The sequence below is a fragment of the Chitinophaga eiseniae genome, assembly GCF_900167135.1.
GTDB lineage: Bacteria > Bacteroidota > Bacteroidia > Chitinophagales > Chitinophagaceae > Chitinophaga > Chitinophaga eiseniae.
Window position 1 is genome coordinate 2,098,323 of sequence record NZ_FUWZ01000002.1, and the last position, 26,877, is coordinate 2,125,199.

The window sequence follows — 26,877 nt, forward strand, 5'->3', positions numbered from 1 at the left end:
GCTACAGGGAATATTGAATAGTATGCTCCAGTATGCCTTTTAGCAGCTGATTCAGTTCATGCAGGCTATTGGGCTTGGTAATAAAATAAGAAGCGCCCAGTGCACGGGTTTCCTTTTTATCAGATTCATGGGACGACGTGGTATAGATAATAACCGGGATATGACGAAGATGTCCTATCTGCCGCAGCTCTGCAAGGAACTGCTTGCCGTCTACCCGCGGCATGTTCAGGTCCAGGAAGATCAGATCCGGTACTAACCCCGCTTCCAGCTTGGCCAGGGCATCTTCACCGTTGATGGCTTCATTGTAAATAATATCCGGCACTAATTCCTTCAACACGTCGCCAAATATCATCCTGTCATCAATATCATCATCAATTAAAAGTACAGAGGAATACTTACAGCTCACCATATGAGATTTAGAATAAAGACAAATTTATGATTTTGTTGTTATTTTCATAGCACTGGTTTATTCTTAGGTATACGGTTTGTGAAGCCATTTACCCGGTATTTATTTTTTCCTGATTAAAATTAAACGAGCTCAGGCGGATGAAGAAATTTTTTATGCAGCTGCCACTGCCCAGGAAGTTATTCCTGATTGCTATTGTTCCCTTGGTATGCCTTATTTATCTGGGTATTCAGATATTCAACAAACAAAGTGAGGATATCCGCAGTATCGAAAACCTGCTACAGGACGTCAATACAGCTGCCACTATCATGAAAGTGGCCGATGAAATACACATGGAACGCCGCTCCAGCGTCAACTATGTGCTGGGCAACTATTCCATGAACGACCTGTTGATGCAGCGGGCCAAAACAGACCTCTCTATTGACGCGGTGAAATCCCGTCTGCTGGCGGCCGACAGCCGCTTTTTTACTTATTCGCTGCTCAATACGCTCCCGAAAAAAAGGAAAGAGATCGACAATAAGACCATGCCACAGCGGGAAGTGCTCGATTATTATTCCAACCTGATCTTCCGGCTCAACAACCTCGCACACGCCAGTACGCCGGATATCGCGGTGCTGAAAGCCCTGCAGCAGGATCTCAACTCCCAGTACCTGCTGGCGCAGATGGCGGCCTATCAGGGGTTGATACGAATGGACATCTACTACTTTATCCTGAAAAAGGAAGTCTGGCCGGATGATTTCTCCCGTATCGAGAATAACAACGACATGTATACCTCGCTGCGGGCCGAATTCCTCGATAAATCCTCCCCCGCCTATGCCGCCGCGCTCCTGAAAGCGGAGAAAAGCAACGAGTCGGTCATCACCACGGACTTCATCACCAGTACCATCAAGAACAGGAAAATAGATACGCTTTTTAATGCGGACTCCTGGTGGGACAATTCCAGCATGGCGGTGGACCAGCTGAAACAACTGCAACGCAGTATTGTGGACAAGGTAAGCAAAGAGGCCCGTTCTATTTCCCAGAAAGAGAACGAACTCAAAACACGTTACCTTGTTTTCCTTGTTCTGATCGTGGTGATCGTCATCGCCTTTGTTACCTATACCATCAAAACCATCACGGAAAGTTTGAACATACTCCGTTCCGCAGCCGATAAGATCGCTAAAGGCATGAGCGGCGAAGCGCCAGATATCCGTACCAAGGATGCCATCGGCAGCCTCGCCAAATCGTTGACCGCTATCGACATAACAGGCCAGGACCTGGCCACTGCCGCGGACAGCATCGGCAGAGGGGATTTTAATATCGACGTGAAGCCCCGCAGTACTGACGATACGCTTGGTAACGCGATCGTGCAGATGGCAGCCGACCTGAAACTGTTCCGCGAGGAAAACAAACAGGAGATATGGGTGCAGGCCGGTCTCAATAAGATCAACGAAACGCTGCTGACAGAAAGGGACATGCAATCGCTCACCAATGATGCCCTGTCAGACCTGGTGAATTACACCGGCGCGCAAACAGGCGTGCTGTACATCCGCCAGAATGGTGATCTGCATTTCTCCGCAGGCCATGCCCTGTCAGACCAGTACCCGGCGCCTCCCGTGATTGCTGCCGGCAAAACCCTGATGGGACAAGCGTTGCAGCAACGGGGGCTGATCCATCTCCGCGAAGCCCCTGATGATTTCCTGCATATCGCCGGCGGGACCGCCTCGGCTAAACCAGGGCACGTGCTCATTATGCCGCTGATACATGCCGGCATCGCCGAAGGCGTGGTAGAGATAGGGTCGCTGTTCCCCTTCTCTGAAAGCGCCCTGAAATACCTGAAACAGGCGGCCTACAGCATAGCGGTGGCCATACAGAGCACCCGCAGCCGCATCCGCCTGCAGGAACTGCTGGAAGAAACACAGTCGCAGGCCGAAGAGCTGCAGGTACAGCACAGCGAACTGGAAAGCCTCAACGCCGAACTGGAAGCACAGACCCAGAAACTGCAGGTGTCGGAAGAAGAACTGAAAGTACAGCAGGAAGAACTGATGCAGTCCAATGCTGAGCTGGAAGAGAGAAGCCGCCTGCTGGAAGAGAAAAACCAGATCATCGTGGAACGTAATCTTGACATCCATAAAAAAGCAGAGGAGCTGGCGCTGAGCACAAAATACAAATCCGAATTCCTCGCCAATATGTCGCACGAGCTGCGTACGCCGCTCAACTCCATCCTGCTGCTGTCGCGGTTGTTGTCTGAAAACCACGACCACAACCTGAATGCGGACCAGGTGGAGTACGCACAGGTGATCAATTCGTCCGGTAAAGGACTGCTGACACTGATCGACGAAATACTGGACCTGTCGAAGATAGAATCCGGTAAGATGGAGCTGGAATACAGCCAGGTATCCATTGATAATATCTTCTCCAATATGCAGGCGCTGTTTGAACCGATTGCGCGCGACAAAGGACTGGCCCTGCAATTGTTTGCCGCCCCCGGCGCGCCCGCGGCGATAGAAACAGACCAGACGAGGCTGGAACAGATACTGAAAAACCTGTTGTCCAACGCGCTGAAGTTTACCGCCAAAGGTTCCGTTACCTTGTCGGTACAGAAAGGTGAAATAGGCAGCACCATCCGTTTTGCGGTGAAAGATACCGGCATTGGTATCCCGGAAGAAAAACAGCAGGTGATCTTCGAAGCTTTCCAGCAGGCAGATGGCTCTACCCGCCGCAAATACGGCGGTACAGGGCTTGGGCTGTCCATCAGCCGCGAACTGGCCAAACTGTTGGGCGGACATATCTCCCTTGAAAGCAACGGAGAAGACGGTAGCGAATTTGCTGTAACGGTACCGGTAGTACGAAAAAGTGAACGGGCAGCCGCCGTGCCGTCATTTGCACCGGCCTCCGTTAAAGAGCCTACCGTGGTAGATGAAGGGCTGTCCGTCAGGGAAGGTATCTCTTACCTGGCACCGCTGATACCAGCTGACATTCCGGATGACAGGGACCATATTCAGCCGGGCGATTCTATTGTGCTCATCGTGGAAGACGATACTTATTTTGCGAAAGCGCTGCTTGAGTTCACCCGTCAACGGGGATATAAGGGCGTAGTGACTGTCAGAGGGGATATGGCCGGAGAGCTGGCCCGTAAGTACAGGCCGGTCGGCATCCTGCTCGATATTCAGTTGCCCGTGAAAGATGGCTGGCAGGTGATGGAAGAACTGAAGAACGATCCGGCCACCCGCCCGATACCCGTGCATATCATCTCATCGCTGGAAGCAAAAAAAGAAAGCCTGATGAAAGGTGCCGTGGATTTTGTGAGCAAGCCGGTCACCATGGAAAGTATGCAACACATCTTCGAGAAGCTGGAGTTTGTGCTGCAGCGGTCCACCAAAAAGGTATTGATACTCGAAGAAAACGCCAAGCACGCCAAAGCACTGGCATACTTCCTGGGCAACTACCAGGTGAACTCGGAAATCAGCAGCACGGTGGGCGACGGTGTACAGCTGCTGCAACAGAAAGATGTGGACTGTGTGATCCTGGACATGGGTATCCCCGACCAGCAGGCCTACGAAGCCCTGGAAACCGTCAAGGAAATCAAAGGGCTGGAAAACCTGCCTATCATCATCTTTACCGGTAAAAGCCTTTCCCGCGCGGAGGAACAACGGATACGGCAGTACGCTGACTCCATTGTGGTGAAAACGGCGCACTCCTATCAGCGTATGCTCGACGAAGTGTCGTTGTTCCTGCACCTGGTGTCGGAGAACAATGCCGCCGCACAGGGCGCCAATGGTAAGATGGCGCTGCTCAATGAAGTACTGAAAGGTAAAACGGTGCTGGTAGCCGATGACGATGTACGGAATATCTTCTCACTCACCAAGGCGCTGGAGATGCATCAGATGAAAGTCCTTTCCGCCGTAGACGGCAAAGAAGCATTGCAGCAACTGAGCGAGCATGCCGTGGATATTGTACTGATGGATATGATGATGCCGGAAATGGATGGTTATGATGCCATTGCCGCTATCAGGAAACAGCCTTCCATGGCGCACCTGCCGGTGATTGCCGTTACGGCCAAAGCCATGATGGGTGACCGGGAGAAATGTCTGAAAGCCGGTGCATCGGATTATATTTCCAAGCCCGTGGATGTAGACCAGTTAATATCTTTATTACGTGTATGGTTATATGATAAAGGCATGAAATAGATATGGAGCAGAAAAAAGTACTGATTATAGACGATGATGCCCGCAATATTTTTGCGCTGAAAGCGGTGCTGCGCTCCCGGGGAATACCCTGCATATCAGCCTCCTCAGGGGCTGAAGGGCTGGCGCTGTTGGATAATGCACATGAAGTAGGCGTAGTGCTGATGGATATCATGATGCCGGACATGGACGGCTATGAAACCATCGCGGCCCTGCGCGCGAAAGAAGGGGAGTCGCATCTGCCGATTATCGCTGTTACAGCCAAAGCCATGGTGGGCGACCGCGAGAAATGCCTCGAAGCCGGCGCGGACAATTATATTTCAAAACCCGTTGATGTAGATGTGTTGCTGTCGCAGCTACAACAATACTTATTCGTGTAGCCGGTGAACAGAAATCATATCAGTGAACAGGAAGTAAGCATGTTGCTCAACGATGTGCTGGAGAAATACGGGTACGACTTTACCGAGTACGCACATGCGTCTATTAACAGGCGGGTGAACCATCTTTTCCAGACAGACCGTTTTCCGAGCTTTGCCGAATTCCGCTATCGTATTATTTCAGATGCAGGCTATGCCCTGCGTTTTGTGGAGGAGATCACGGTAAATGTAACGGAGATGTTCCGTGATCCGCAGTTTTATTACGCGCTTCGCCAGCAGGTGCTGCCGGTGCTGGCCACTTATCCGCTGATCAGGATATGGCACGCCGGCTGTTCTACCGGGGAGGAAGTGTACTCTTTTGCCATCCTGCTGAAAGAAGCGGGCCTGTTGCACAAGTCGGTGATTTATGCAACGGATATCAATACCAGTGTGCTGGAGAAAGGGCGGACCGGTATCTTCCCGCTTTCACAGATGCAGCAGTATTCGCGCAACTATATGGAAGCGGGCGGCCTGCAGGACTTCTCTTCGTACTACACCGCCAATTACGAATACGCCAAGTTCAGGCAGGACCTCGGCGGGAAGATTATCTTTTCTCCTCATAACCTGGTGACGGATGGCTCGTTTAATGAATTCCAGCTGATCATCTGCCGCAACGTGTTGATCTATTTTAATAAAACGCTGCAGGATAAAGTGCTGCGGCTGTTTTGCGACAGCCTGGAACCATTAGGCTTCCTGGCATTGGGGAGCAAGGAATCGCTTAACTTTACCAGCGTGTCGGGACAGTTCAGGCAGCTGGACGGTAGAGAGAAGATCTGGCGTAAACATCATCTGTAATCAACAAAATATTGCCCTTATGTCTATGGCTACAGCTTCCCGCGTGGTGCTGATCGGCGGCTCCGCCGGTGGTTTACAGGCTATCCTGACATTGTTGCCCGGCTTATCCTCCGGGCTGAATGCCGCAGTGATCATTGTGCTGCACCGCCAAAGCAGTACCGACTCTGTACTGGCGGAGCTGTTGGCGGCGAAAACCACGCTGCCTGTACACGAGGCAGAGGAAAAAGAACCGCTCCTGCCGGGCGCCATCTACATCGCCCCGGGAGATTATCACCTGTTGGTCGAAACAGACCACACCCTGAGCCTGGACTATTCCGAAAAGATACACTTCAGCCGGCCCAGTATCGATGTTACCTTCAGTTCGGCAGCGGATGCATTTGGCGCAGACACGATGGCGATACTGCTGTCCGGCGCTAACAGCGACGGTGTGGAGGGGCTGGCGGAAGTACACGAAGCCGGCGGCATTACTATGGTGCAGGACCCGGAGACTGCCATCGTGGATTTTATGCCCCGTCATGCATTACAGACAGTGCCGGTTGATCATGTGGCAGCGGCCGATGCAATGGCCTCTTTTATTAATAATTTTGCCGGCGTGATGGCCGGTTGAGGTATGGTTATTGAAAATGTATTTTTTGTATGATTTTGATTGTTGATGATAAGCCAGAGAATATTTTATCCATCAGGAAAACGCTTGAGCTGTATCAGTTTGAAGTGGATACAGCCCTGTCCGGCGAAGAGGCACTGAAGAAAATACTCCGGCACAGTTATACCCTTATCATCCTGGACGTACAGATGCCCAGTATGGACGGCTTCGAGGTGGCAGAAGCCATCTCCGGCTACAGCAAAGCGAAAGATATTCCCATCATATTCCTGTCTGCCGTTAACAAAGAGAAACGTTTTATTGTAAAAGGTTACGATTCAGGCGGCATCGACTATCTCACCAAACCGGTAGATCCCGATGTATTGCTGATGAAGGTGAAAACTTTTTCCCGGCTCTACCAGCAGTCCCAGGAGCTGAAGCAGATGCACCAGTCGCTCCAGGAAGAAGTGGAAGTCCGCAAGCTGGCGCAGAGCGCGCTCAGTGAAAAAGTCAATGAACTGCATACCATGCTGGAGGTGCTACCACAGATAGCCTTCACCGTTACTCCGGACGGACAGATAGAATATGCCAATCGCAATTGGTTTAAATACGCGGACAGCCTGGAGCAGCTGCCGGAAACGCTGCCGATGGACAGAAGCCTGCGGCAGTGCCTCGATGACACGCTGAAGGCTGGCTTGCCGCTGGAAAAGGAAGTATACCTGAAAGACCGTACAGACGATAACTTCCGCTGCCATCTGTTACGTGTCATCCCGGTACGGGAGAGCGCCGGCATCAGTAAATGGATCGGTACTTTCACCGATATCGCCCATCAAAAACAAGCCAACGAAATACTGGAACAGAAAGTACGGGAACGCACAGAGGAACTGGTGGAGATCAACAAGTCTCTGGAAGCCAGCAACCATGACCTGCAGCAGTTTGCCTCCGTTGCCTCACACGATCTCAAAGAACCCTTACGTAAAATACAGTTGTTCGGCGCCATCGTCCGCGACCGCTTCCTGAAAACCGATCCGGGCGCCATGTCCTACATGGAAAGGATCGTAGGCTCTTCAGAAAGAATGGCGCGGCTTATCAACGATCTGCTGAACTATTCCCGCCTGTCGGCGGCAAGCATATACGAAATTACCGATCTCAATGTGGTGGTACAGGAAATCATCAGTGACCTCGAGTTGACCATCACGGAGAAAAATGCGGTAGTGTGTGTAGAAAAATTGCCACAAATTGAAGCGGTTCCTGGGCAGATCCGGCAGGTGTTCCAGAATATTATCAGTAACGCACTAAAATTTTCCCGGAAAGACCAGGCGCCGGAAATTTTTATCTCCGCCGAAATGATAAAGGATGGTGGTATTAACAACCCTTCAGAGGTAAATGCCGACTTGTGCCGTATTGTCATCCGGGATAATGGTATCGGGTTTAATGAAAAATACCTGTCTAAAATATTTACCATTTTTCAGCGCCTGCACAACGCGGACCACTACGAAGGCACAGGTATAGGACTGGCTATCGCCAAAAAGGTAATCGACAAACATCAGGGTACTATTACCGCTACCAGCGTGGAAGGAGAGGGCACCTCCTTCATTATGGTATTGCCTGTAAAACAGGCGAAAGTGCCGGCGGCATGATATATCAACGCGGTATTTTTTTTTGCTGGCCTATGATCAACTAAAATCATTAATTTAGGAGTCCTGCCCGGGGGCATCCCGGTAAAGCAGGCTGTGAAAAACCTCGTAACAGATTATTACGTACATAGACTATCGCTATCACGTTTGAAAATCCTGAATAACCATTTCTTAAATCGCTTTGATCATGGGCCTCGCAATTGTTAACACAATCTTTGCATTGGGTACTGCATCCACTGACGTAAAACAGCAACGAAGCATTCTGATTGTCAACAGAATGGCCGTCATCCCTGCTATCCTTGCCTTTATCCTTGCCCCGTTCCTGTATTATGTTTCCGGTATCAGTCAGATGTTGTACATGCCCATATTGGAGGGGGTGCTCATGTTGTGTGTCCCGCTGCTGAACAGGCTGGGGTATCACTTCACGGCCGCCACAGGCATGGTGGCCATTCACTGTGCCAGCACCTTTTATTTTGGGTCCATCATGGGTGAGCTGGCAGCTGTTGAGTTCATTGCCGTATACCTGTTCCTGATGGCTTTCCTGATCTATAAAGACCGGGGCAGGAGAGCGGTGTTGCTTAGTTTGATCATCCTGACGCTGGTAACGCTGAAGCTCAATTACCTTTTCCCTTTTCTGAAAGCGCTGCCTTTCCCGGCAGAGAGCGTGGCGGTAGCAAGGATAGCTATACAGTGCGCAGTTGTGTTCCTGGTGGGCTATACGATTTCTTTTTATGTGAAGGCCGCTGATGAACGGCTGTCAGTGGAAGAAGTGAAATCAGCCATACAGGAAAAGCAGATCGAACGACTGAAAGAAGCCAAAACAGAGATTGTCCGGAATGCAAAAGTGGCCGCCCACGAAATAAGAAACTATTTGTCCAGCGTTACCTGCTTCTCCGAGAAGTTCAGCCGGCTGGGACAACGCGCCACTTCCAGCGTGCCGGTCAACAAAGGAGAGATATATGGCATGAAGGTTTGCAGCGATGTAATGAAAGATATTGTGGATACCATGCTGTGTAAAGATCTTTCCGTGGCTTGTATTGACAGGAACTGCGTATCCGTATTCCCCTGGAGAAGCTGGGCCGAAGATATTTTATGCATGTACCTGCTGACCGCAGAAGGTATGAAGAAAACACTGTTCTATAAAATCGCCGACGCTGACTTTCATTTCATCAGGGCCAATAAATATCTGCTGACAAAAGTTTTTTCCAACAGTATCATTAACGCCCTGAAGTACTGCCACAAGCAGGTCCATGTAGAAGTAAGCCTTTCAGGCGCACATGTTTTATCATTGGTGATAGCTAATGACGGCGAGGGCCTGAGCCCTGAGGTCCGTGAAAGAATCGAGAACGGTTGGGCGGAAGACCTGGCCGAAGTGAAGGGAGGCAACGGGTTTGGTATTCCTACTGTGATAAAGGCTGTTCAGAAGCTGGAAGGGAAGTTATTGATAGAGGAAACAAAAAAATGGGCTACCGTGTTTATATATCAGATACCGACGGAGCTGGTGGAAGACAATGCTGAAGCCATGTCGGAAGCAGTATCGGCGCCGGCGGCTGCTCATCTGCAGGAGCTGAAAATATTGCTGGTAGAAGATGATTTCATGAGCACATCTCCTTTCAGAAGCTGGGCCCGCACAAACGGTTTCACGCTGTGGCTGACGGACAATCTGCCGGAAGCCATTGATGTTATCCGGTATGAACGGCCCGATATCGTTTTCCTGGACGCGCATATATCCGATATCCCCATGGAGGAAATGCTCCGCCAGATCAGGATTGCAGATCCGGGCATCCCGGTGGTGGTGATCTCCGGAGATGCTACGGTAGCCGAATGTGCACGGGTGAAAGAACCTGATATTGCAGGGGTGCTGCTGAAGCCTTTTACGGAAAATGAATTTTTTACAGTCATAAAACCCATCTGCCAGCAGGAAACAGGAATCTGATCCAAAGGATGCAAAAATGATTGTTCGCCCTGAACCCCAAAGTATCCCTTTCCGACAGTGCATCTCCCGTTTCCCCGGAGAAAGGAATATCTGGGAACGGCTGTAAATGGTGGTAGTAGCGGCTTACAGCCGGTGCGTGTAGTCATATAGGTTGACTGCTGCCATTTTGCCGGCTAAATAATTATTTTGTGAATACACAGCATTGTCAATGGATGACCTGATAATTCCACCACTTTATTGTCCATTCCGCCCTTTTATAAGTACGCACTTCCGGGCTGTCCGCAGGCATACGGATTCATGGATCGCCGGCTACAAGCTGCTTTCCGAAGATGAATATAAAAGGTATGACAAGGATAATTTTGCTGCGATGACCTGTCGGTTTTACGAAGGAAGTGCAGAACGGCTGGCTATTGCCAACGATCTCCTTACGTTGTTCTTCCGGCTCGATGATCTGGCGGACCATGCTGATAAAGGTGTTTCTGATTTTTTCCTGAGAGAGTTCCTGGTAGTGCTGCACGACGGTCATTACTACGGGGCCGTGCCTTTCTTCCGGGCGCTGGGAGATGTGTGGGAACGGCTGGTGAAGCACAGCGCTGTATCGTTGCAACAGCGGATTACGGCAGACATCCGGTCGCTGTTTAACGGTATTGCCTGGGAGCAGCGCAATGCAGCGGCGAGGCGCTGGCCTACACTGGATGAATATTTCAAAATGCGTCCGGCTGCCGGCGGAGCTGCATTGGCGGGTACGCTGGTCCTGTTTGTAAGTAATATCAAACTGCCGGCTAAATTCCTTGACAGTAAGGAATTTATGGCCCTGAACACTTTATGCGGCCGTTTGGGTTGTGTGGGAAATGATATCCTCAGTGTAAAAAAAGAACTCGCCCACAACGATTATCATAACCTGATCATGCTGATGCAGCAGATGTTCGGGTTTTCGCTGCAGGAAGCCATCAACCAGGCGGTGCGGCTGCATAACCAGCATATGGAGCTTTTTTCACGGATCATTGCGGGCGTTTCCCGGCGGGAGTGGGGCGCTGCGGTGCAGCAGTATATTGACGGATTGATTGGTATTGTCCGTGGTAATCTTGACTGGAGCCTGAATGACTCGGAGCGGTATGGCTATCAGGGCATTAATACCGACGGTTATGTGGTGGATGATATCGATGATATCCTGGAAAAATTAAATATCGGAGAGGGATAAGCCGGCTCTTTACGTTGTTATGATAAAGGGTGTCGTTTTGTTTCTCTGTTATATCTTTATCATATGTCCGGTTACGTTACAAATCCTGCTTTGCTGAAAAAAATTTTATGGGCTGACTTTGCGCTGGGCTCCGGGACAGCTGTTATTGGTCTCGCTGCATATCCTGTATTGTCGCCTTTTCTGGGCCTGCCGGTGTCGGTGGTAGTGGTGGTGTCGGCGGTGACTTTGCTTTATGCGCTGGTTGCCTTGTGGCTGGCAACAAGGAATAGTCCTGCTGCAGGTTTGGTACGGCTGCTGATGTATGCCAATGCTTTCTGGACGCTGGTCAGCATCGGACTGTTGGTCCGCTGTATCACAGACGCTACTATTTTCGGTGCTATTTTCCTGGTGTTACAGGTGGTGGTGGTAGGAGAACTTGCACTGTTGGAAAAGCGATGTATCAGTAGATAGCGGATAGAAAATCCACGGAGAAGGTATAAATGAAAAAACCGCGCCAGGCGCGGTTTTTAGATATTTTGGGTGGAGGATAGCGGGCTCGAACCGCTCACCTCAAACATGCCATGCTTGCGCTCTACCAGATGAGCTAATCCCCCATATTTTCCCTTTCGGGAATGCAAAAATAGATAATTTTCTGAATCCGCCAACTTTTTACACAAAATCTTTAAAAATTCCTTCTACTGTTTCCTTCAGTTCCTTTAGGAGTAAGGGTTTGCGGAGTAATTTGATGACGAGCGGATTGGCGTTGGTACGGGTGATATCGCCGTAATCAAGCGAGGAGGATACCATTACAATATGGCATTGCGACTTGATTTTCTGGGGGTAAGTATCGAACGCCTGCAGGAATTCGAAGCCATCCATTTCGGGCATCTGGATATCCAGCAGAATGATGGTCGGAGGAATTTTAGGCAGGGCGATATTGGACGATAAAAACTCCAGGGCTTTGTTGGCGTTGGCGAATGAAATCACCGTTCTGCTGATTTGTTGAAAGGTAATCAACTTCTCATGCAGCAATAAATCAATCTCATTGTCATCTATCAATATGACGCGCAGGTCAGGTATCGAATTCATTTCTGTTCGGGATGGTAATTTCAAATTGGGTGCCCTCGCCGTATTTGGACTCTACATTTATAGTGCCGCCAATTTTGCTGAGGGCTTCTTTTACGATATACAGGCCAATGCCACTTCCTGGCTTATTGTTGTTTTTGGAGCGAAAGAACATTTTAAAAATGTTGTTCAGATGCTCGCTCAGGATGCCGATACCGTTATCCCGGATGCAAATGGTAGCTTTATGCGGTTCCGCTTTTACCGACAAATTGACCATCGGTTCTGGTTCTTCCGGTTTTTGGTACTTAACAGCGTTGGAAATCAGATTGTTTAAAATAACGCTGATCCGGAACGTATCGCCCCGGAATTCGGCTACCTGGTCTACATGGGTATGAAAGCGGATGGCCGTGTTCTGTGGCTGAAAAGCGGTGATGCAATCGTTCAGCAGGTTGTTGAAGTCGATCTTTTCATATTCTACTTCCAGCCGGGAATTACGGTAATATTCGATAATTTTCTGGATAAATCCATCCAGCTTCAGCACACAGGATTCCACCATGTTCATATAGCCGTTGGGATCTACCACGGAATTGTCGAGCCGCGAGAGGTTAATAATGCCCAATACAGACATCAGCGGGGAGCGAAGGTCATGCGAAGTGGAATAGATAAAGCGGTTAAGCTCATCATTGGTTTTTTCCAGTTCCACGATTTTTTCCTTGAGCTGCTTGCGGGTAGAATAGATCTCATAGGCGTTGTTGATCGTTCTGTGCAGCTCATGCTCGTCCCAGGGCTTCTTGATATAGGAAAAGATGTGCCCCTTGTTAATGGCATCAATGATATCTTCCACATCGGTATAACCGGTCAGCAAAATGCGCATTGGGTCCGGAAGGGTGTCTTTTATTTCGTTAAAAAACTCCACCCCGGTAGAAACAGGCATTTTCTGGTCCGCTATGATGATATGGACCATAATCTCCTTCAGCAGCTGTTTGCCTTCCTGTGCAGAGTTAGCGGTATAAATCTCATAACTTCTGCGAAAGCTGGCCTTGAAGGCGTTCAGATTATGGATCTCATCATCGATATATAATATTCTAATGCGGTTTTCTTTCATTAAAGGGTCTTATGGTTAAGATTGATGATTCGTGATGTTGAGAGGTAAATATATAATAAATTCCGCTCCTTCCCCGGGGGTGGAATTTACGATGATTTTACCCCTGTGTTTCTCTATGATGCTGAATACGATAGAAAGTCCGAGCCCTGTACCTTCCCCCACATCCTTGGTGGTGAAGAAAGGGTCGAATATCTTCTGCTGCACCTCTTCCGACATGCCGATACCGGTATCCTTAATCCGGATAATGACGGTCTGGTCTTCCTGCCGGGTGCTGATGGTAATGGATTCATCGTGATGCTCTTTTTTGCTTTTGATCGCATTCAGGGCATTGGAGAAGATATTCATGAACACCTGATTGATCTTGCCGGCGTAACATTCCACTTTAGGCAGTTCCGCGTAGTTTTTGATGATGTTCACATTCGGCGGAATAGCGTTGCGTAGCAGTACCAGCGTGGAATCCAGCCCTTCGTGAATGTCGATGGACTTCACATCGCTTTCATCCAGGCGGCTGAAGGTACGCAGCCCTTTTACGATCTCAGCAGTACGGGCGGCGCCGTCTTCGATGCCTTTGATCAGGGAGGAGATTTCTTCATGGATATAGTCGATATCGATTTCCCGCTTAAATTGTTCGATAGACTTTAGTTCGCTCTGTATGTCGGCTTTGCCGGCCAGCCCGTCGTATCGGTTGAGCAGGTCCTGGAGGTCTGCAATGTCCAGTTTCAGCGGTTTGATATTGGAGGTGACGAAGTTGATCGGGTTATTGATCTCATGGGCAATACCGGCGGTGAGCTGACCGAGGGACGCCATTTTTTCCTTTTCCACCAGCCGCGTCTGGGTGTCTTTCAGGTTGGTGAGCGCCACGTTCAGGTCCCGGTTACTGTTTTGCAGTTCTTCGGTGCGTTCCTGTACTTTGGCTTCCAGTATAATATTTTGTTCTCTTACCAGTTGTTCGTTTTCTTTGGAGATCTCGAGGGCGATGGCCTGTGAGGCTTCCTTTTCTGCTTTAAAAGTGTTGATCTTGTCGGCCAGGGCAAAAGACAGCAGGATGACCTCTATCGCCGACCCTATCACAATAATGTGGCTGGTAAAGATATTATAGGGGATGATACCCACGTCTTTCAGTACAAAACAGATGATGGCCAGGATAAATACTGTCCATGCCAGTACGAATATTTTAGCGGTGCGGGAGTGTTTTACCGCTTGCATGATGGCGAACAGTAGGATGAAGCTCACACCGGTAATGGCGAGGAAGTCGATCAGCGCGTAGGCGATCGAGAAATATCCCAGCAGTGATAAAACGATGGTACTGGAATAAACAATCACAAAGAGGGTCATGATCCGGTAAGCCCAGGGAGCTTTTTCCCGTACATGGAGGAAGCTCTGTACAAACAACAGCACGGAAATGCCGGAGAGGGCCCCGCCCCAGAGTACAGCCTGTTCGGTAATATACAGGTTTTCATGCCAGAATAAGCGGTACCCGAAGCCATGAAGGCAGATTTGGGCCAGCCCTACGCAGGCGATATAGATGATATAATAGAAATAGCTCCAGTCTCTTACAGAAAAGAAAATAAAGGTATTGTAGAAGATCATCACGAGGATGATGCCGATGTAGATAGACAACAGCAGGTCGTCGTTGTACAGCTTACTGTATATCTCCCGGGAGGTCCCGATATAGATCGGTACCAGGATGGTCTCCCGGCTTTGTATGCGCACGTAGAAGGTTTGGGCGGTGCCGTTAGGAATGCTGATGTTGTACACGAAATTCTGATGAACGACCGGTCTCTTTTTAAAAGGCCGTAGCTCGCCGCCGGGAATCACTTCATAGCGGTTGTCCGGCCCGGGGTAGTAGAGGTCTATCAGGTCCAGGATGGGATAAGTGATATTAAACATCAGCTCGGGCTGCTGCGTATTGTTTTTGACCGTAAAGCGCAGCCAGATGGCGTCTTGGGTGAGACCGAAATTAGGGATCTGTTTCTGCAGCTTCTGGAAGCCGGAGGAATGCTCCACTTCAGCAAAAGAGAGATGGCCGGCCGGGTCCAGCAGGTATTCCAGCTGACCGTATTCGGCCAGTTGGACCGGGTAGTTGGGGGAGATGTTAATCGTATCTGCCCAGGCGGGTATACATCGGACTGTTACTAACAGCAACAGACATACGAACCTGTAAAATGCCGGTCTGATCAGAAGTCGCATGGCTTTTTTCGGATCATTTATCGTGATTAAAAATCTGTTCCAGGTCTACGTAGTAACGGCCGGAGGCTATTGCGCTGTTCAGCCCCACTTCCCGGCACACATGGGCGATAGCGGCGCCTCCCAGCATCACGGCCGAAGCCAGTTGGGGCCACGTGGTAATAGTTTTACCGATCTCCGCGAGGGAGGCTTGCATTTTGGTTGACATGGCATTGAAATTAACGATACGGTCTACCAGTTGCATCCTTTCCGTTCCCTGCATGTTTCTGATCTGGGCGGCGGTGATATCTTCCGGTATACGTCCATGCAATATAGGTAAATCATGCTGGAGATCAAACCGCTCTACATCTATCATGCCCCGGTCGCTGGTGTCCATTACCACCGGTATGTGCATGGCCCTGGCACGCTGGCGGGCCAGTACCTTGATATCCAGGCCGTCACATTCTTCCACCAGGATGTCCAGCGGGCCCCCGTCGGTCAGAAAAGCGTCAATATTATCTTCAGAAATACCATTATCATAACAGCGGACCTGCAGAAAAGGATCGATTTCTGCAATTTCCCGGGCGACCAAAACGGTTTTCAGGATGCCCACATGGTGAACGCCTGTCCGGATGCGGTTCATATTGCTGAGATCGAGCTTGTCAAAGTCGGCTATACGAAGTTCTCCGCACAGCCTTTCTATGGCGAGTGCCAGGGCTACGGACTGTCCTACGGAGAGGCCGATGACGCCTATTCTTTTGGTTTGGAGGATTTTCCGCTCTTCCTCCGTGATTTTATGCTGATTGCGGCTGGTGCGCAGCTGTATAAATTCGGCTTCGTCGAGTATATGTACTACGCGCCCGGACCAGGGATAATACACCCATACGCCATAAGCTGCCGGTGGCGTGTTGCCCAGGTGGGCGGCTACTTTTTCGGCAATGGCTGATTCAGATAATCTTTCTGTTGGATGCTGAAGGCGGATAAGCTCCGCCAGCTGAGGCTGTATTTCGTCGAAGACCCGGATACCGGGCTGTTGGGCTATTAGCTGGGTAAGGGCTTCCAACTGGGCGGGGTCCTGTAACCTGAAAAACCTTACTTCCCGTTCTGCTGATTGTTGTTGGCTCGTTGCTATGGCATCTACTAGTACGTTGTTCATTGTTAAGTTATTTATTGCTACCGGGATAGCGGCAGGTCGCTCGTGGCTGCCGACATGATCCTCAGATCATAGTCGACCTGCATCTCTCCCTTGGGCCCTTTTTCTACAATCGTTTGCACCGGATTGTTGCGTAAACTCATCATTCTTTCCCGGTCTTCCGGGTGAGCGCTCTTCAGTTCCAGGGGGTCGTTCAGTATGAGCGCAGTGGCGATCAGGTCTTCCTTGGGGTAATAGAAGGTGCCCTGGTTGCCGATATTGGTCATAATCTGATACCCGGTACGAATACTGTTACGGAAAGTAGTCTGTGCGCAAAAACCCAGAAAAGTGGTGACGGGCAACTGGTTCAACACGGCGTTCACCACCCTGAAAAGGACAATGCTGCCAATTCCCCAGCCGGCTACCTCCCTGGAATTCCACAGGCCGCAGAATTCCCCCGTGCCGCCCGTTGCGGCCAGCTCCTTTACAATATCGTATATCCTGGGGTCCATACTGTTGATGGCACTTTCAATGGGCAGCGGAACGCTTCCGCCGGCGAGTTGTATCCGGCAGCCCCCATACGTTTTGGTATAGTCGTCATTGCTCACGGTAATAATGTAAGTATAAGGTTCGTACATCCAATCCACATTGGCAGAAGTAACTTTCGTGACACCATATGCTTCCAGCACTTTCCGATGTCCTGCAATATATTGCAAACATTCTTCGGGATATTCGATTGCCTTGAATACTCTTACCTTGAGCATGTATGGGAATGCTTTTAATTTTTTTTTAGTTTAGTTAGCCAGGGTCGGGTGGCCCTTAAAAAAATATTCGGTGTTTATATAAGCATTACGTCAGCAAAAAAGCTACCGCTTTTTCACTACGCTGTTACAATGGCGGGTGTAAGCAGCATAGTATCGTTGGCCATTATAGCAGGGATTGCATCTCCATCTCGCAGTTAGCTTCTCCCGGGATAAATAGTTCCATTTGTTGAAAAAGATTAAAAAGCTCTACATCTTCACATGAAGGTAATGGTAAAATAGTATTATTTCCATAATAATCCATAAAGAAAGTCCCGTTTTTTGAATAAATGCTAAACACGTCCGATGTCGGGTACTGGTATTCAATAGTATAAGTATTTGTAAATATTTTAAGGATGCTAAGTGCCACTTTCATTGGTGTAAATTTTGCTGCATTGAATCCCTTTACAGTTAGATTTGTACTTGTGTTATTTCTATAAACAAATTTCAATTATTTTAATATGAACAAAAGAGAATTCATAAAGCTGACCAGCCTGGCTGGCGTAGCGGCGCTCAGCGGCCCTCTCAGCAGTCTGGCCATGCCCGTTACTTCCGTGAAAACCAGCTCCGACGACCCGAAGGCTCCCTTTGTGGTACCACCACTGCCTTATGCTTATGACGCCCTGGAACCTTACATCGATAAAATGACGATGGAAATACATCACGACAAACATCACGGCGCCTATGTGAAAAATCTCAACGAGGCCATAAAAGGCACTGCCTTCGCTACCCTGTCGCTCGAAGAAATATTGCGTAAGGTGACGGATAAGGATAAAGCCATCCGCAACAACGGCGGCGGCCATTACAACCACTCCCTGTTCTGGACCGTGCTTTCTCCCGGGAAAACAGCCCCGTCCGATAAACTGAAAGCAGCGATCAATACCCATTTTGGCTCCTTTGAAAAATTCCGGGAGAAATTCAACGACGCGGGTAAAACACAGTTTGGCTCCGGCTGGGCATGGCTGATCGTTGGCCCGGGCAAAAAACTGTCCGTGATCAACACGCCTAACCAGGACAACCCGCTTATGCATAACATCGTGAAGGAAAAAGGCACGCCCATCCTCGCGCTCGATGTGTGGGAGCACGCCTACTACCTGAAATACCAGAACAAACGGCCGGACTATATCAATGCATTCTGGAACGTGGTGAATTGGGACGAAGTGGAAAAACGCTACAACAACGCGTAGATTTCACGCAAAGCTTCCCTGAGAGAGCAGAGGCGTCACGCAAAGGCGCTAAGCAGCAAAGCCGCAAAGAAATAAGATAAGAAAGCAAAGGAGCGAAGACCAATTCGATTTGATCTTCGCTCCTTTGCTTTCTTATTATCTCATAAAACCTTTGCGGCTTTGCTGCTTAGCGTCTTTGCGTGATTATTTGCGTTTCAGAAACACAAATCCGTTCTTTTCTCCAATCACCTCCAGGTTCGGATGATGAACGAATTCTTCGCTGTCCGTAATCCGGCAGATGAAGTAAGCAGGCTTGTCAATCGCGCCGTTCAGCAGCCAGTCGGTATCATAATAGTTTTTATTGCTATGGGGCTGTTCCCGCGAATAGTAATGTTGCGCATAACTATGGTAGCCGAGCGCTTTTACATACACATCTTTGCCCTGCAGAGAGATAAAGAAGTCGATGGCCGCCCCCTGTGAATAACGCTCCACTTTGGGCACAAAATGCACTACCGTCACCTGTATGATCAGGATGGTACTGAGAAACAGGCATAGCAGCCCGTTGGTGATTTTCTGGCGGGACAATAACACGGCGCTGACGATCACCAGGATAATATAGGCGATACCGTAGCCGGTTTCCGCTACAGACCAGGATACCTGGGCCTGCAGGTTGGCCACCGCGAATTTGTCGCCGATATACGGAATCAGTTTGTCTTTGTACACGCCCACCAGCGGCAACGCCGCAATAGCAATACCCAGTACTACGCCGATCACGCACAGCAGGGCAATGTTCCAGCCACGCAGGCGCAGTTTGCCGTTGGACAGTTTATATACCTGGTACGCCGCCAGGTAAGACAACGGGAAATAACACAGGGAAGAATAGTGCACGATCTTGGTTTTCACGATGGAAAACAGGATCAGCACCACCCAGAATAATACCCACATCCACACCTTAAAATCTTTCTGTTCTGTGGCAGCCGGTTGTCCGTAGATGGTTTTTTTCCGGCCACGGATATACGAAAACAGGAAGATGCTGGCCGGAAAACAACCAATCAGGAGTACTACCCAGTGGTAGAAGAACGGGCCGCCGTGGCCGGCATCTTCTGTGGTAAGCAGGCGGACCTGGTACGCCACAAATTCATTGACAAACCACCAGCCGTGGGCGATGATTTCATAACCAAACCAGAGCAGGGTGGTAATAGACGCAAAAAGGGCAATGAGGCCCAGATGCGCCAGTTTAATGCCAATACGGAATTTATTCCAGAGCCAGTACACCAGGAGGGTGAGCATAGACACGAGGATGGCCACAGGTCCTTTGGTGAGCACTGCCAGACCCAGGAAAAAGCCGCTCAGCATGGCCATGCGGTAAGACTTTTCACTATAGGCGATCCGGTACGCAAAATAAATAGCGAGGAAAATGAAGTAGTTGAAGGTAGGGTCGATGATACCTGACTTAAAATAGAAGTGGGGGAGCCAGGAGCCGGCATACACCAGGGCCCACCAGATGCCCATTTTCTCGTCTGCCAGTTTTTTACCGATGGCGTAGAGGCTCAGCAGGGTAGCGATACCGATGATTGCATTCGGAAGACGGGCCGCGAAGTCATTAACGCCAAAGAGCAGCATGCTGCCGGCCTGCATCCAGATAAACAGGGGCGGTTTTTCCCAGAAAGGCCGGAAATCGATTTGTACCTGACTGTAGTTATGGCTTACAATCATCTCGCGGGCTGCTTCTGCAAAATTTATCTCGTCCCAGTCAAAAAGGTGTACAGCCCCCAGAAAAGGTATAAATAGCAGGGCTGCCACAAGGGCAATCAACAGGTATTTCATTATAACGGTTTATAAAAAATAAGCATTACGGCTCGCTAAAAAGCAAAGGAGCAAAATCCGCAAAGGTGCTTTGCGAACTTTGCTCCTTTGAAAAAAATTGCGGGATTTACGCCGCATTGGCGTTTACAATGGCTTCCGCGCATGCTTCCGGAGAAGTGGCGGAGTCCCGGAACCTGAAGAACCCGCATACAATAACAGTGCTCAGGGTCCCTACGATGCTGCCTACGTATACGTCAGCGAAAAAGTGTTGTGCCAGGTAAATGCGGGAATAGCCTGCTGTCAGCGCTAATACAATAAACAGCAATCCCAGCTTTTTATTGCGCAGCCATACCGACAGGAAACTGAACATGGCAAAAGCTCCTGCAGAGTGCCCGGAAGGGAAACTGCAGCTGCTATGCACGGTGATCCATTTTACAGTATGTACCAGCGTGGCGGCTTCATCACCAAAATAGCTGATGGGCCTGGGCGCATTAAAATAATGTTTAGCTACCTGTACTACAATGACTGCCAGCAGAAATACTGCCAGACCAATAAAAAATACCCTGAACTTCTGCATGAGCAGCATCAGCAGCAGTATTAAGCTAAACATAATACCATCCCCGAGATAAGTGATCCCGGTGACCAACACATCTCCAACCGTTGAGTGTTCCCCGTTGATGCCAAGAAACAGCTCCCGTTGACTGTAGGTTGCCAGCATTACTCCCCCTACTATGAGCCATAGCAGGAAGGGCAGAAAGAAATATGCATTCCTTCTGAACAGTGTAAACAGCGTTTTCAAATCTGTAGGTTTTAAATTGTAGGTTGCTTTTTAAACTTGTTACGTCTAAACTTTAGTAAGAACTTTTTTACTTTTTGATATATGCGAAAATAAAATTCTTTATTGAATAAGTTGGAATCATTCATGGCTTTATAAATTAAAAAGCCGGCGATCGGCACCAGAACGATATTTGACAGCCACATGCCCGACCAGGTGAACATCACTCCGCTGCGGGCCATCTTTTCCCCGATCATGAAAAATATATTGAAGATCACGAAGAAGATCACGGCAAATACCAGCGGGGTGCCCAGGCCTCCCTTACGGATAATGGAGCCCAGCGGGGCGCCGATCAGGAACATTACCACGCAGGCTGCGGCGAGGGTGAACTTACGCTGCCATTCTACTTTATGCATCAATATAACGCTGTGCTTGTCTGAATATTCTTTGGTGGGGGCTTCGAGGGAACTTAAAGTTTCCCGTACGCTCTGTTCGGCCCTGTCCAGCACATTGTGGCGGCTCTTTTCCGGGACGATCTCTTCGAAATCCTTCACTTTCAGCGGCGGAACGGTCGCCGCCCAGGCAGAATCTTTCCATTTGAAGAAGGGAAAACGTACAGTCACGTAGGCGTTGACGGTCCGTGCGAAAACATTTTGGGATTTCTGCAGGGAGTCGATGGCCAGGTCCAGCTGGCGGATATTGAGCATCTGCTGGTTGGAAGCAAACAGGTCCGTATTCAGGCGGTTGAAGGCGAAAGAGCTGAGATCAAAGGCCTTGGAGTATTTTTTAAAGCTGAAGCGGATCATGTCGCCGGGAACGGAATAGCCGTTATTGCCTTTTTCCTCGTATCTCCAGCCATTTTCGAGGATGAAATAGAGGAAACGTTTGTTGGCGGTGAGCACCATCTGGCCTTTTTCAGCGAGGATGATCTTGTCGCCGCCACCACCGCCGGTGGAATGATCAAAGATCATTACCTGGTGGATGGTCTGGTTGTCTTTATCTTTCTGGGCCACCTTGATGGTATAGCCGGGGATATCGCGGTAAAATACGCCTGCCTTGATGTTAAAGGCCGGTTTGGAGTAGGTGATGTCATACAGCAGGGATTTGGCCTGCAGGTTGGCTACGGGGATGACGTAGTTGGCAAACAGGAATGCCAGTACCCCGATGATGCTGCACACCACCATGAGGGGCCGGATGAAACGCAGCAGGGAAATACCGGCTGATTTCAGGGCTACCAGTTCAAAGCTCTCTCCGAGGTTGCCGAAGGTCATGATAGACGACAGCAGTACGGCCAGGGGGAGGGCGAGTGTTACCAGCGTGGCGCTGGTATAGGCGATCAACTGCACGATCACCATTGTGTCCAGTCCTTTTCCTACCAGGTCATCCACATATTTCCAGAGAAACTGCATTACCAGTACAAAAAGCGTCACAAAGAAGGTCGCCACGAAGGGGCCCAGGAATGTTCTAATAATTAATTTATCGAGTTTCTTCACTGATAATGCCTGATTTTTTTCTCGCAAAGAGACAAAGTAAGCAAAGAATGTAAAAAAGCGCCCAACGTACAGGTTTATTAGGTAAACCCGGTTTGAAAGGGTGTTGCGTTTACACCGGCAAGTTGATGTCATATGTCAACTTGCCGGCGTCATATGTCAATTTCTTAGCGTTCTTTGCTTACTTTGCCACTTTGCGAGCAAAGGTAGTACGATTTCACAAAGGAGTGTTAAAGCATCCCTGAAAATACCGTTAAATTATATGGAAAATTTTTATCTGACAGCAGAAGAGGCAGCCATTGTATTTACGCCGCGGGTCATGGAGCTGAAAAACAGGGCGATAGAGAAGGTGATGTTGTTAATGGGACAGTTACAGGAAGCGCTGGCAGCGTGGGATGCAGCCTCCGGATTTCCTTTTGATCCGGTATGGCTGCAGCAGGGACCGAAGATCTCGAAAGGGGAGCAGTACAAGTCACTGCCGTGGGTAATACTGGATTATCCGCGGTTTTTCAGTAAAACTGACGTGTTTGCTTTCCGCAGCATGTTCTGGTGGGGGCATTATTTCAGCTGCACCCTGCACCTGGCGGGGATGGTCAAAAAGCAATTTGAGGCCTCGCTGCTGGCGGCCTATGGGCCACTGGCGGCTGCCGGATTTCAGGTGTACCTGCCGGACGATCCCTGGGAACATGACTTTGAAAACGGAAATTACCGGTCCATAGGTGATATGAGTTTAGCAGACTGGAATAGGCTGGTTGGCCGGAAAAATTTCATTAAACTGGCGAAACCGTTTGCATTGGAACGCTGGGGAGAAATAATTACTGATATAGTGGAGGCTTATGCGACCCTACTCAATGAATTGACGGTGAAAAGGCCGTGATTAGTTTCCTATCCGATGGAACAGATCTTTTACCTGGGATTCCCAAAGCTGGCTTTGGTCTTTAATCTCTCTCTTGTCAGCGAAGTCTTTCACGACCAAAATGGTCATATTGGTGACTTCTGAAATCTGGATGCGGAACTCAAAGAATTCCTCCTTTGGGGCATGGAGCCAGTGGAACCGGATAAATTCGTCCTCCTCCTGTTCCAGAATTTCTGCTTCTTCAGAACTGCCATTCCAGGAAAAGGAAAATACATTGTCCCTGAAGTCTACCCTGTCTGCGAACCATTCCTGCAAACCAGCGGGGGTTGACAGGAATTCGTATAGGATACCGGGGGAGCACCTAACCGGGAATTCCAACTCGTAAAGCACTTTCTTAGACATCTCTCAAATAATTAGTAAATCAATATCATCAGGTTGCAATTATAGAAAATATTTTATTCTGTCAAAATAATTTACGGTTTTTTTTTAATTAATCTGAAGAATGTATGAACATCTTATATATTTTACAAATATTATAATATTTTACTATTTGTAAGTGCCCTGTCAGTGATGATTACAGCCGATGCCGTATCGGTAGCGGGTTTAGCGGGAAAATAATAAGCTCTTAAAGATCAATCGATTTTATTTGGAAATGATTTAAAAACGACAGATTTTTTTTGGTCGGCTTCTAAAAAAAGTTATTTTTGTCAGGCATTCATCAAATCTTAACTTTTTCTTAACCTGTAACTGTTCCGACTCTATGTCAATGCGCCAACTTAAAATCACTAAATCCATTACCAACAGGGAATCTCAGTCCCTCGAGAAGTACTTGCAGGAGATTGGGAAGGTGGATTTAATTACGCCGGAAGAAGAGGTAAACCTCGCTATCCGCATCAAGCAGGGCGATCAGAGAGCGTTGGAAAAGCTGACTAAAGCTAATCTCCGCTTTGTGGTATCCGTTGCCAAACAGTATCAGAACCAGGGTCTGTCACTCAGCGACCTGATCAACGAGGGCAACCTGGGGTTAATTAAAGCTGCACAACGTTTTGATGAAACACGCGGTTTTAAATTCATTTCCTACGCTGTATGGTGGATCCGTCAGTCCATCCTCCAGGCACTGGCCGAACAGTCCAGGATCGTAAGGCTGCCACTCAATAAAGTGGGCCTCAGCAACAAGATCAGCAAGGCATATTCCCAGCTGGAACAGGAGTTTGAAAGAGAGCCGTCACCCGATGAGCTGGCCACCATCCTCGAGATCAACACCGACGAAGTGGAAGCCACCCTCGGCGTAGCCGCCCGCCACGTTTCTATGGACGCACCGTTTATCGACGGGGAAGACAACTCCCTGCTGGACGTGCTCGAAAATCCAAACGCTGTCAGCGCTGACGAGGAACTGGACCATCACGACTCCCTTCGCCGGGAAATTGAAAGGTCCCTGTCTACCCTCACAGACCGTCAGAAAGATGTGATCATGCTGTACTTCGGTATCGCCGTGGAACATCCCATGTCACTCGAAGATATCGGGGAGAAATTCGGCCTCACCCGCGAAAGAGTACGCCAGATCAAAGACAAAGCCATCACCAAGCTCAGGACTACCTCCAGAAGCAAACTGCTCCGGAATTACCTGGGATAGGCAATTACGGATTACGGACCGGAATGCCTGGATGTAGCCGGAAATGCCTGTTGATGCCAGGCGGAGATATTTTTATTGAAATTATATTGAATTTGTTGGATAATAAACGCTTTGAGCGGAGATCATGGGGAAAGCTCCATCGTCTCCGCTTTTTTTGCGCCCTGAGATGCCCTGTGCTTAGTAAATCACGGTCGTACCTGTCTGAGATGCCCTGTCTGTGATATCCTGTCGGAGGTTACATCATCATCTCCGCTTTTTCAGGGCCTTCTGCACCCGCCCCCGCGCCATCATGCTCACAAAGAACCTCCAATTTGTAATTCGTAATCCGTAATTCGTAATTGAAAAGCTGTATTCTCACCCAAAAACAATAATTTTGCTGTCCGTTTAAAATATCAACAATGTTTGAATCATTATCAGAGAGATTAGATTCCGCGTTTAAGCAGCTTAAAGGGGAAGGCCGTATTTCGGAAATCAATATCGCCAGTACCGTGAAGGAAATCCGCCGTGCACTGGTGGATGCGGACGTGAACTACAAAATAGCCAAGGAATTTACTGATAAAGTAAAGGATAAAGCCATGGGGGAAAAGGTGCTGACCGCCATCTCTCCCGGACAGCTCATGGTAAAGATCGTGAAAGACGAGCTGGCCGAGCTGATGGGCGGCACCGAAGCGGAAATTGATATCAAAACATCTCCTTCCATCATACTCATCGCTGGTTTACAGGGTTCCGGTAAAACTACCTTCTCCGGTAAACTGGCCAACTTCCTCAAAACCAAAAAGAGTAAGAACCCTTTGCTGGTGGCGGCAGATATCTACCGTCCGGCGGCGATCGACCAGCTGAAAGTGCTGGGCGAGCAGATCGGGGTGGAAGTGTACAGCGAGCCTGAAAATAAAAATGCCGTGCAGATCGCGGAGAATGCGGTCAAACACGCCAAAGCCAATGGCAATAACATCATCATCATCGATACCGCCGGCCGCCTGGCCGTGGACGAGGTGATGATGACCGAGGTGGCCAATGTGAAAAACGCCGTGAAACCGCAGGAAGTCCTGTTCGTGGTAGACTCCATGACCGGCCAGGATGCGGTGAACACCGCCAAGGCGTTTAACGACCGGCTGGACTTTACCGGCGTGGTGCTCACCAAACTCGACGGTGATACCCGCGGCGGTGCGGCCCTGACCATCCGTTACACCGTGACCAAGCCGATCAAATTCGTGAGCATGGGCGAAAAGATGGACACCCTCGACGTGTTCTATCCGGAGCGTATGGCGCAGCGTATCCTTGGCATGGGTGATATCACCACCCTCGTGGAACGTGCACAGGCCCAGTTCAACGAAGAGCAGGCTAAAAAACTGGAGAAAAAAATCCGCCAGAACCAGTTCGATTTCGACGATTTCCGGGAACAGCTCCAGCAGATCAAGAAAATGGGTAACCTGAAGGACCTGATGGGCATGATCCCCGGCGTGGGCAAAGCCGTAAAGGACCTCGATATCAGCGACGACGCCTTCAAAGGCATCGAAGCCATGATCAACTCCATGACGCCCGATGAACGCGGTAATCCCGACCTTATCGACGGCAGCCGCCGCAAACGCATCGCCAAAGGCAGCGGTAAAAATATCCAGGACGTGAACCAGTTCATGAAACAGTTCGAACAGATGCGGCAGATGATGAAAATGATGAACAAGTTTGGCGCTGGTGGCAAGGGTCTGAGAGGACTGGTGAAATAAAATATTTCGCTTCGCAAATTTTTTTTTGCAAATACCAATTAGA

The 26,877-nt window shown here is 49.2% G+C and carries 22 protein-coding genes and 1 tRNA gene; 12 read left to right on the forward strand and 11 right to left on the reverse strand.

Features of this window, described 5'->3' with window-relative positions; genetic code table 11:
- Nucleotide 1: 1 nt before the first annotated feature.
- On the reverse strand, nt 2–409 hold the full coding sequence (locus tag B5D63_RS18410; protein ID WP_078670199.1) for a response regulator: 408 nt from the start codon (nt 407–409) through the stop codon (nt 2–4).
- Nucleotides 410–546: 137 nt separating this feature from the next.
- On the opposite strand from B5D63_RS18410, the gene B5D63_RS18415 reads away from it, so the two are divergent.
- The 8 genes from B5D63_RS18415 (at nt 547) to B5D63_RS18450 (ending at nt 11,587) form a co-directional block, all read left to right on the forward strand.
- The gene (locus B5D63_RS18415; protein WP_078670200.1) at nt 547–4,575 is read left to right on the forward strand and encodes a response regulator; all 4,029 of its coding nucleotides are present in this window, start codon (nt 547–549) and stop codon (nt 4,573–4,575) included.
- Nucleotides 4,576–4,577: 2 nt separating this feature from the next.
- Nucleotides 4,578–4,952 (forward strand): response regulator, encoded by a 375-nt coding sequence (locus B5D63_RS18420; protein WP_078670201.1) that lies wholly within the window; start codon nt 4,578–4,580, stop codon nt 4,950–4,952.
- A gap of 3 nt (nt 4,953–4,955) precedes the next feature.
- Nucleotides 4,956–5,783: a CheR family methyltransferase gene (locus B5D63_RS18425; protein ID WP_235021571.1), complete on the forward strand. Its 828-nt coding sequence runs from the start codon at nt 4,956–4,958 to the stop codon at nt 5,781–5,783.
- Nucleotides 5,784–5,802: 19 nt separating this feature from the next.
- Entirely contained in the window at nt 5,803–6,390 is a 588-nt protein-coding gene (locus tag B5D63_RS18430; protein WP_235021572.1) for a chemotaxis protein CheB, read from the forward strand.
- A gap of 29 nt (nt 6,391–6,419) precedes the next feature.
- Nucleotides 6,420–8,003 (forward strand): hybrid sensor histidine kinase/response regulator, encoded by a 1,584-nt coding sequence (locus B5D63_RS18435; protein ID WP_078670204.1) that lies wholly within the window; start codon nt 6,420–6,422, stop codon nt 8,001–8,003.
- 184 nt (nt 8,004–8,187) lie between these two features.
- Complete coding sequence (locus B5D63_RS18440) at nt 8,188–9,936, forward strand: ATP-binding response regulator (protein WP_078670205.1); 1,749 nt, start codon at nt 8,188–8,190, stop codon at nt 9,934–9,936.
- A gap of 367 nt (nt 9,937–10,303) precedes the next feature.
- Entirely contained in the window at nt 10,304–11,137 is an 834-nt protein-coding gene (locus B5D63_RS18445) for a terpene synthase family protein (RefSeq protein WP_143312962.1), read from the forward strand.
- A gap of 90 nt (nt 11,138–11,227) precedes the next feature.
- Entirely contained in the window at nt 11,228–11,587 is a 360-nt protein-coding gene (locus tag B5D63_RS18450; protein WP_235021573.1) for a hypothetical protein, read from the forward strand.
- A gap of 70 nt (nt 11,588–11,657) precedes the next feature.
- Here the strand turns inward: B5D63_RS18450 and B5D63_RS18455 are convergent.
- From B5D63_RS18455 to B5D63_RS18480, 6 genes are all read right to left on the reverse strand, one after another.
- Nucleotides 11,658–11,730, reverse strand: a tRNA-Ala gene (locus B5D63_RS18455).
- Nucleotides 11,731–11,785: 55 nt separating this feature from the next.
- On the reverse strand, nt 11,786–12,205 hold the full coding sequence (locus B5D63_RS18460; protein ID WP_078670208.1) for a response regulator: 420 nt from the start codon (nt 12,203–12,205) through the stop codon (nt 11,786–11,788).
- A complete protein-coding gene (locus B5D63_RS18465) occupies nt 12,189–13,286 on the reverse strand; it encodes a sensor histidine kinase (protein WP_078670209.1) in 1,098 nt (365 codons plus the stop codon). The genes B5D63_RS18460 and B5D63_RS18465 overlap by 17 nt, the downstream gene beginning before the upstream one ends.
- 15 nt (nt 13,287–13,301) lie before the next feature.
- Nucleotides 13,302–15,476, reverse strand: a complete 2,175-nt coding sequence (locus tag B5D63_RS18470) for a sensor histidine kinase (RefSeq protein ID WP_078670210.1) — start codon at nt 15,474–15,476, stop codon at nt 13,302–13,304.
- 13 nt (nt 15,477–15,489) lie between these two features.
- Nucleotides 15,490–16,608, reverse strand: a complete 1,119-nt coding sequence (locus B5D63_RS18475; protein ID WP_078670211.1) for a ThiF family adenylyltransferase — start codon at nt 16,606–16,608, stop codon at nt 15,490–15,492.
- A gap of 17 nt (nt 16,609–16,625) precedes the next feature.
- Nucleotides 16,626–17,348 carry a hypothetical protein gene (locus B5D63_RS18480; protein ID WP_078670212.1) on the reverse strand — a complete coding sequence of 241 codons (723 nt, stop codon included), beginning with the start codon at nt 17,346–17,348 and terminating at the stop codon, nt 16,626–16,628.
- 497 nt (nt 17,349–17,845) lie between these two features.
- On the opposite strand from B5D63_RS18480, the gene B5D63_RS18490 reads away from it, so the two are divergent.
- Nucleotides 17,846–18,571 carry a superoxide dismutase gene (locus B5D63_RS18490; protein WP_078670214.1) on the forward strand — a complete coding sequence of 242 codons (726 nt, stop codon included), beginning with the start codon at nt 17,846–17,848 and terminating at the stop codon, nt 18,569–18,571.
- 183 nt (nt 18,572–18,754) lie between these two features.
- Here B5D63_RS18490 and B5D63_RS18495 read toward each other — a convergent pair whose 3' ends face one another.
- The 3 genes from B5D63_RS18495 to B5D63_RS18505 form a co-directional block, all read right to left on the reverse strand.
- Entirely contained in the window at nt 18,755–20,377 is a 1,623-nt protein-coding gene (locus tag B5D63_RS18495; protein WP_078670215.1) for an ArnT family glycosyltransferase, read from the reverse strand.
- A gap of 106 nt (nt 20,378–20,483) precedes the next feature.
- The gene (locus tag B5D63_RS18500) at nt 20,484–21,155 is read right to left on the reverse strand and encodes a phosphatase PAP2 family protein (RefSeq protein WP_078670216.1); all 672 of its coding nucleotides are present in this window, start codon (nt 21,153–21,155) and stop codon (nt 20,484–20,486) included.
- Nucleotides 21,156–21,166: 11 nt separating this feature from the next.
- Nucleotides 21,167–22,624 (reverse strand): LptF/LptG family permease, encoded by a 1,458-nt coding sequence (locus tag B5D63_RS18505; RefSeq protein WP_078670217.1) that lies wholly within the window; start codon nt 22,622–22,624, stop codon nt 21,167–21,169.
- A 259-nt stretch (nt 22,625–22,883) separates the two neighbouring features.
- Between B5D63_RS18505 and B5D63_RS18510 the strand changes: the two genes are divergently transcribed.
- Entirely contained in the window at nt 22,884–23,498 is a 615-nt protein-coding gene (locus tag B5D63_RS18510; RefSeq protein WP_078670218.1) for a hypothetical protein, read from the forward strand.
- Here B5D63_RS18510 and B5D63_RS18515 read toward each other — a convergent pair whose 3' ends face one another.
- Nucleotides 23,499–23,879 carry an START-like domain-containing protein gene (locus B5D63_RS18515; RefSeq protein ID WP_078670219.1) on the reverse strand — a complete coding sequence of 127 codons (381 nt, stop codon included), beginning with the start codon at nt 23,877–23,879 and terminating at the stop codon, nt 23,499–23,501.
- Between the two features lie 364 nt (nt 23,880–24,243).
- On the opposite strand from B5D63_RS18515, the gene B5D63_RS18520 reads away from it, so the two are divergent.
- Together B5D63_RS18520 and ffh are read left to right on the forward strand one after the other, a co-directional pair.
- Nucleotides 24,244–25,110 carry a sigma-70 family RNA polymerase sigma factor gene (locus B5D63_RS18520; protein WP_078670220.1) on the forward strand — a complete coding sequence of 289 codons (867 nt, stop codon included), beginning with the start codon at nt 24,244–24,246 and terminating at the stop codon, nt 25,108–25,110.
- A gap of 398 nt (nt 25,111–25,508) precedes the next feature.
- Nucleotides 25,509–26,834, forward strand: coding sequence for a signal recognition particle protein (gene ffh / locus B5D63_RS18525; RefSeq protein WP_078670221.1), 1,326 nt, complete (start codon nt 25,509–25,511; stop codon nt 26,832–26,834).
- The last annotated feature ends 43 nt before the right edge of the window (nt 26,835–26,877 follow it).

Excerpts from the sequence above, each read along its gene's own strand:
- B5D63_RS18410 (WP_078670199.1), bottom strand. The coding sequence starts at position 409 with ATGGTGAGCTGTAAGTATTCCTCTGTACTTTTAATTGATGATGATATT.
- B5D63_RS18415 (WP_078670200.1), top strand. The coding sequence starts at position 547 with ATGAAGAAATTTTTTATGCAGCTGCCACTGCCCAGGAAGTTATTCCTG.
- B5D63_RS18420 (WP_078670201.1), top strand. The coding sequence starts at position 4,578 with ATGGAGCAGAAAAAAGTACTGATTATAGACGATGATGCCCGCAATATT.
- B5D63_RS18430 (WP_235021572.1), top strand. The coding sequence starts at position 5,803 with ATGTCTATGGCTACAGCTTCCCGCGTGGTGCTGATCGGCGGCTCCGCC.
- B5D63_RS18435 (WP_078670204.1), top strand. The coding sequence starts at position 6,420 with ATGATTTTGATTGTTGATGATAAGCCAGAGAATATTTTATCCATCAGG.
- B5D63_RS18440 (WP_078670205.1), top strand. The coding sequence starts at position 8,188 with ATGGGCCTCGCAATTGTTAACACAATCTTTGCATTGGGTACTGCATCC.
- B5D63_RS18445 (WP_143312962.1), top strand. The coding sequence starts at position 10,304 with ATGACCTGTCGGTTTTACGAAGGAAGTGCAGAACGGCTGGCTATTGCC.
- B5D63_RS18460 (WP_078670208.1), bottom strand. The coding sequence starts at position 12,205 with ATGAATTCGATACCTGACCTGCGCGTCATATTGATAGATGACAATGAG.
- B5D63_RS18465 (WP_078670209.1), bottom strand. The coding sequence starts at position 13,286 with ATGAAAGAAAACCGCATTAGAATATTATATATCGATGATGAGATCCAT.
- B5D63_RS18470 (WP_078670210.1), bottom strand. The coding sequence starts at position 15,476 with ATGCGACTTCTGATCAGACCGGCATTTTACAGGTTCGTATGTCTGTTG.
- B5D63_RS18475 (WP_078670211.1), bottom strand. The coding sequence starts at position 16,608 with ATGAACAACGTACTAGTAGATGCCATAGCAACGAGCCAACAACAATCA.
- B5D63_RS18480 (WP_078670212.1), bottom strand. The coding sequence starts at position 17,348 with ATGCTCAAGGTAAGAGTATTCAAGGCAATCGAATATCCCGAAGAATGT.
- B5D63_RS18490 (WP_078670214.1), top strand. The coding sequence starts at position 17,846 with ATGAACAAAAGAGAATTCATAAAGCTGACCAGCCTGGCTGGCGTAGCG.
- B5D63_RS18495 (WP_078670215.1), bottom strand. The coding sequence starts at position 20,377 with ATGAAATACCTGTTGATTGCCCTTGTGGCAGCCCTGCTATTTATACCT.
- B5D63_RS18510 (WP_078670218.1), top strand. The coding sequence starts at position 22,884 with ATGGAAAATTTTTATCTGACAGCAGAAGAGGCAGCCATTGTATTTACG.
- B5D63_RS18515 (WP_078670219.1), bottom strand. The coding sequence starts at position 23,879 with ATGTCTAAGAAAGTGCTTTACGAGTTGGAATTCCCGGTTAGGTGCTCC.
- B5D63_RS18520 (WP_078670220.1), top strand. The coding sequence starts at position 24,244 with ATGCGCCAACTTAAAATCACTAAATCCATTACCAACAGGGAATCTCAG.
- ffh (WP_078670221.1), top strand. The coding sequence starts at position 25,509 with ATGTTTGAATCATTATCAGAGAGATTAGATTCCGCGTTTAAGCAGCTT.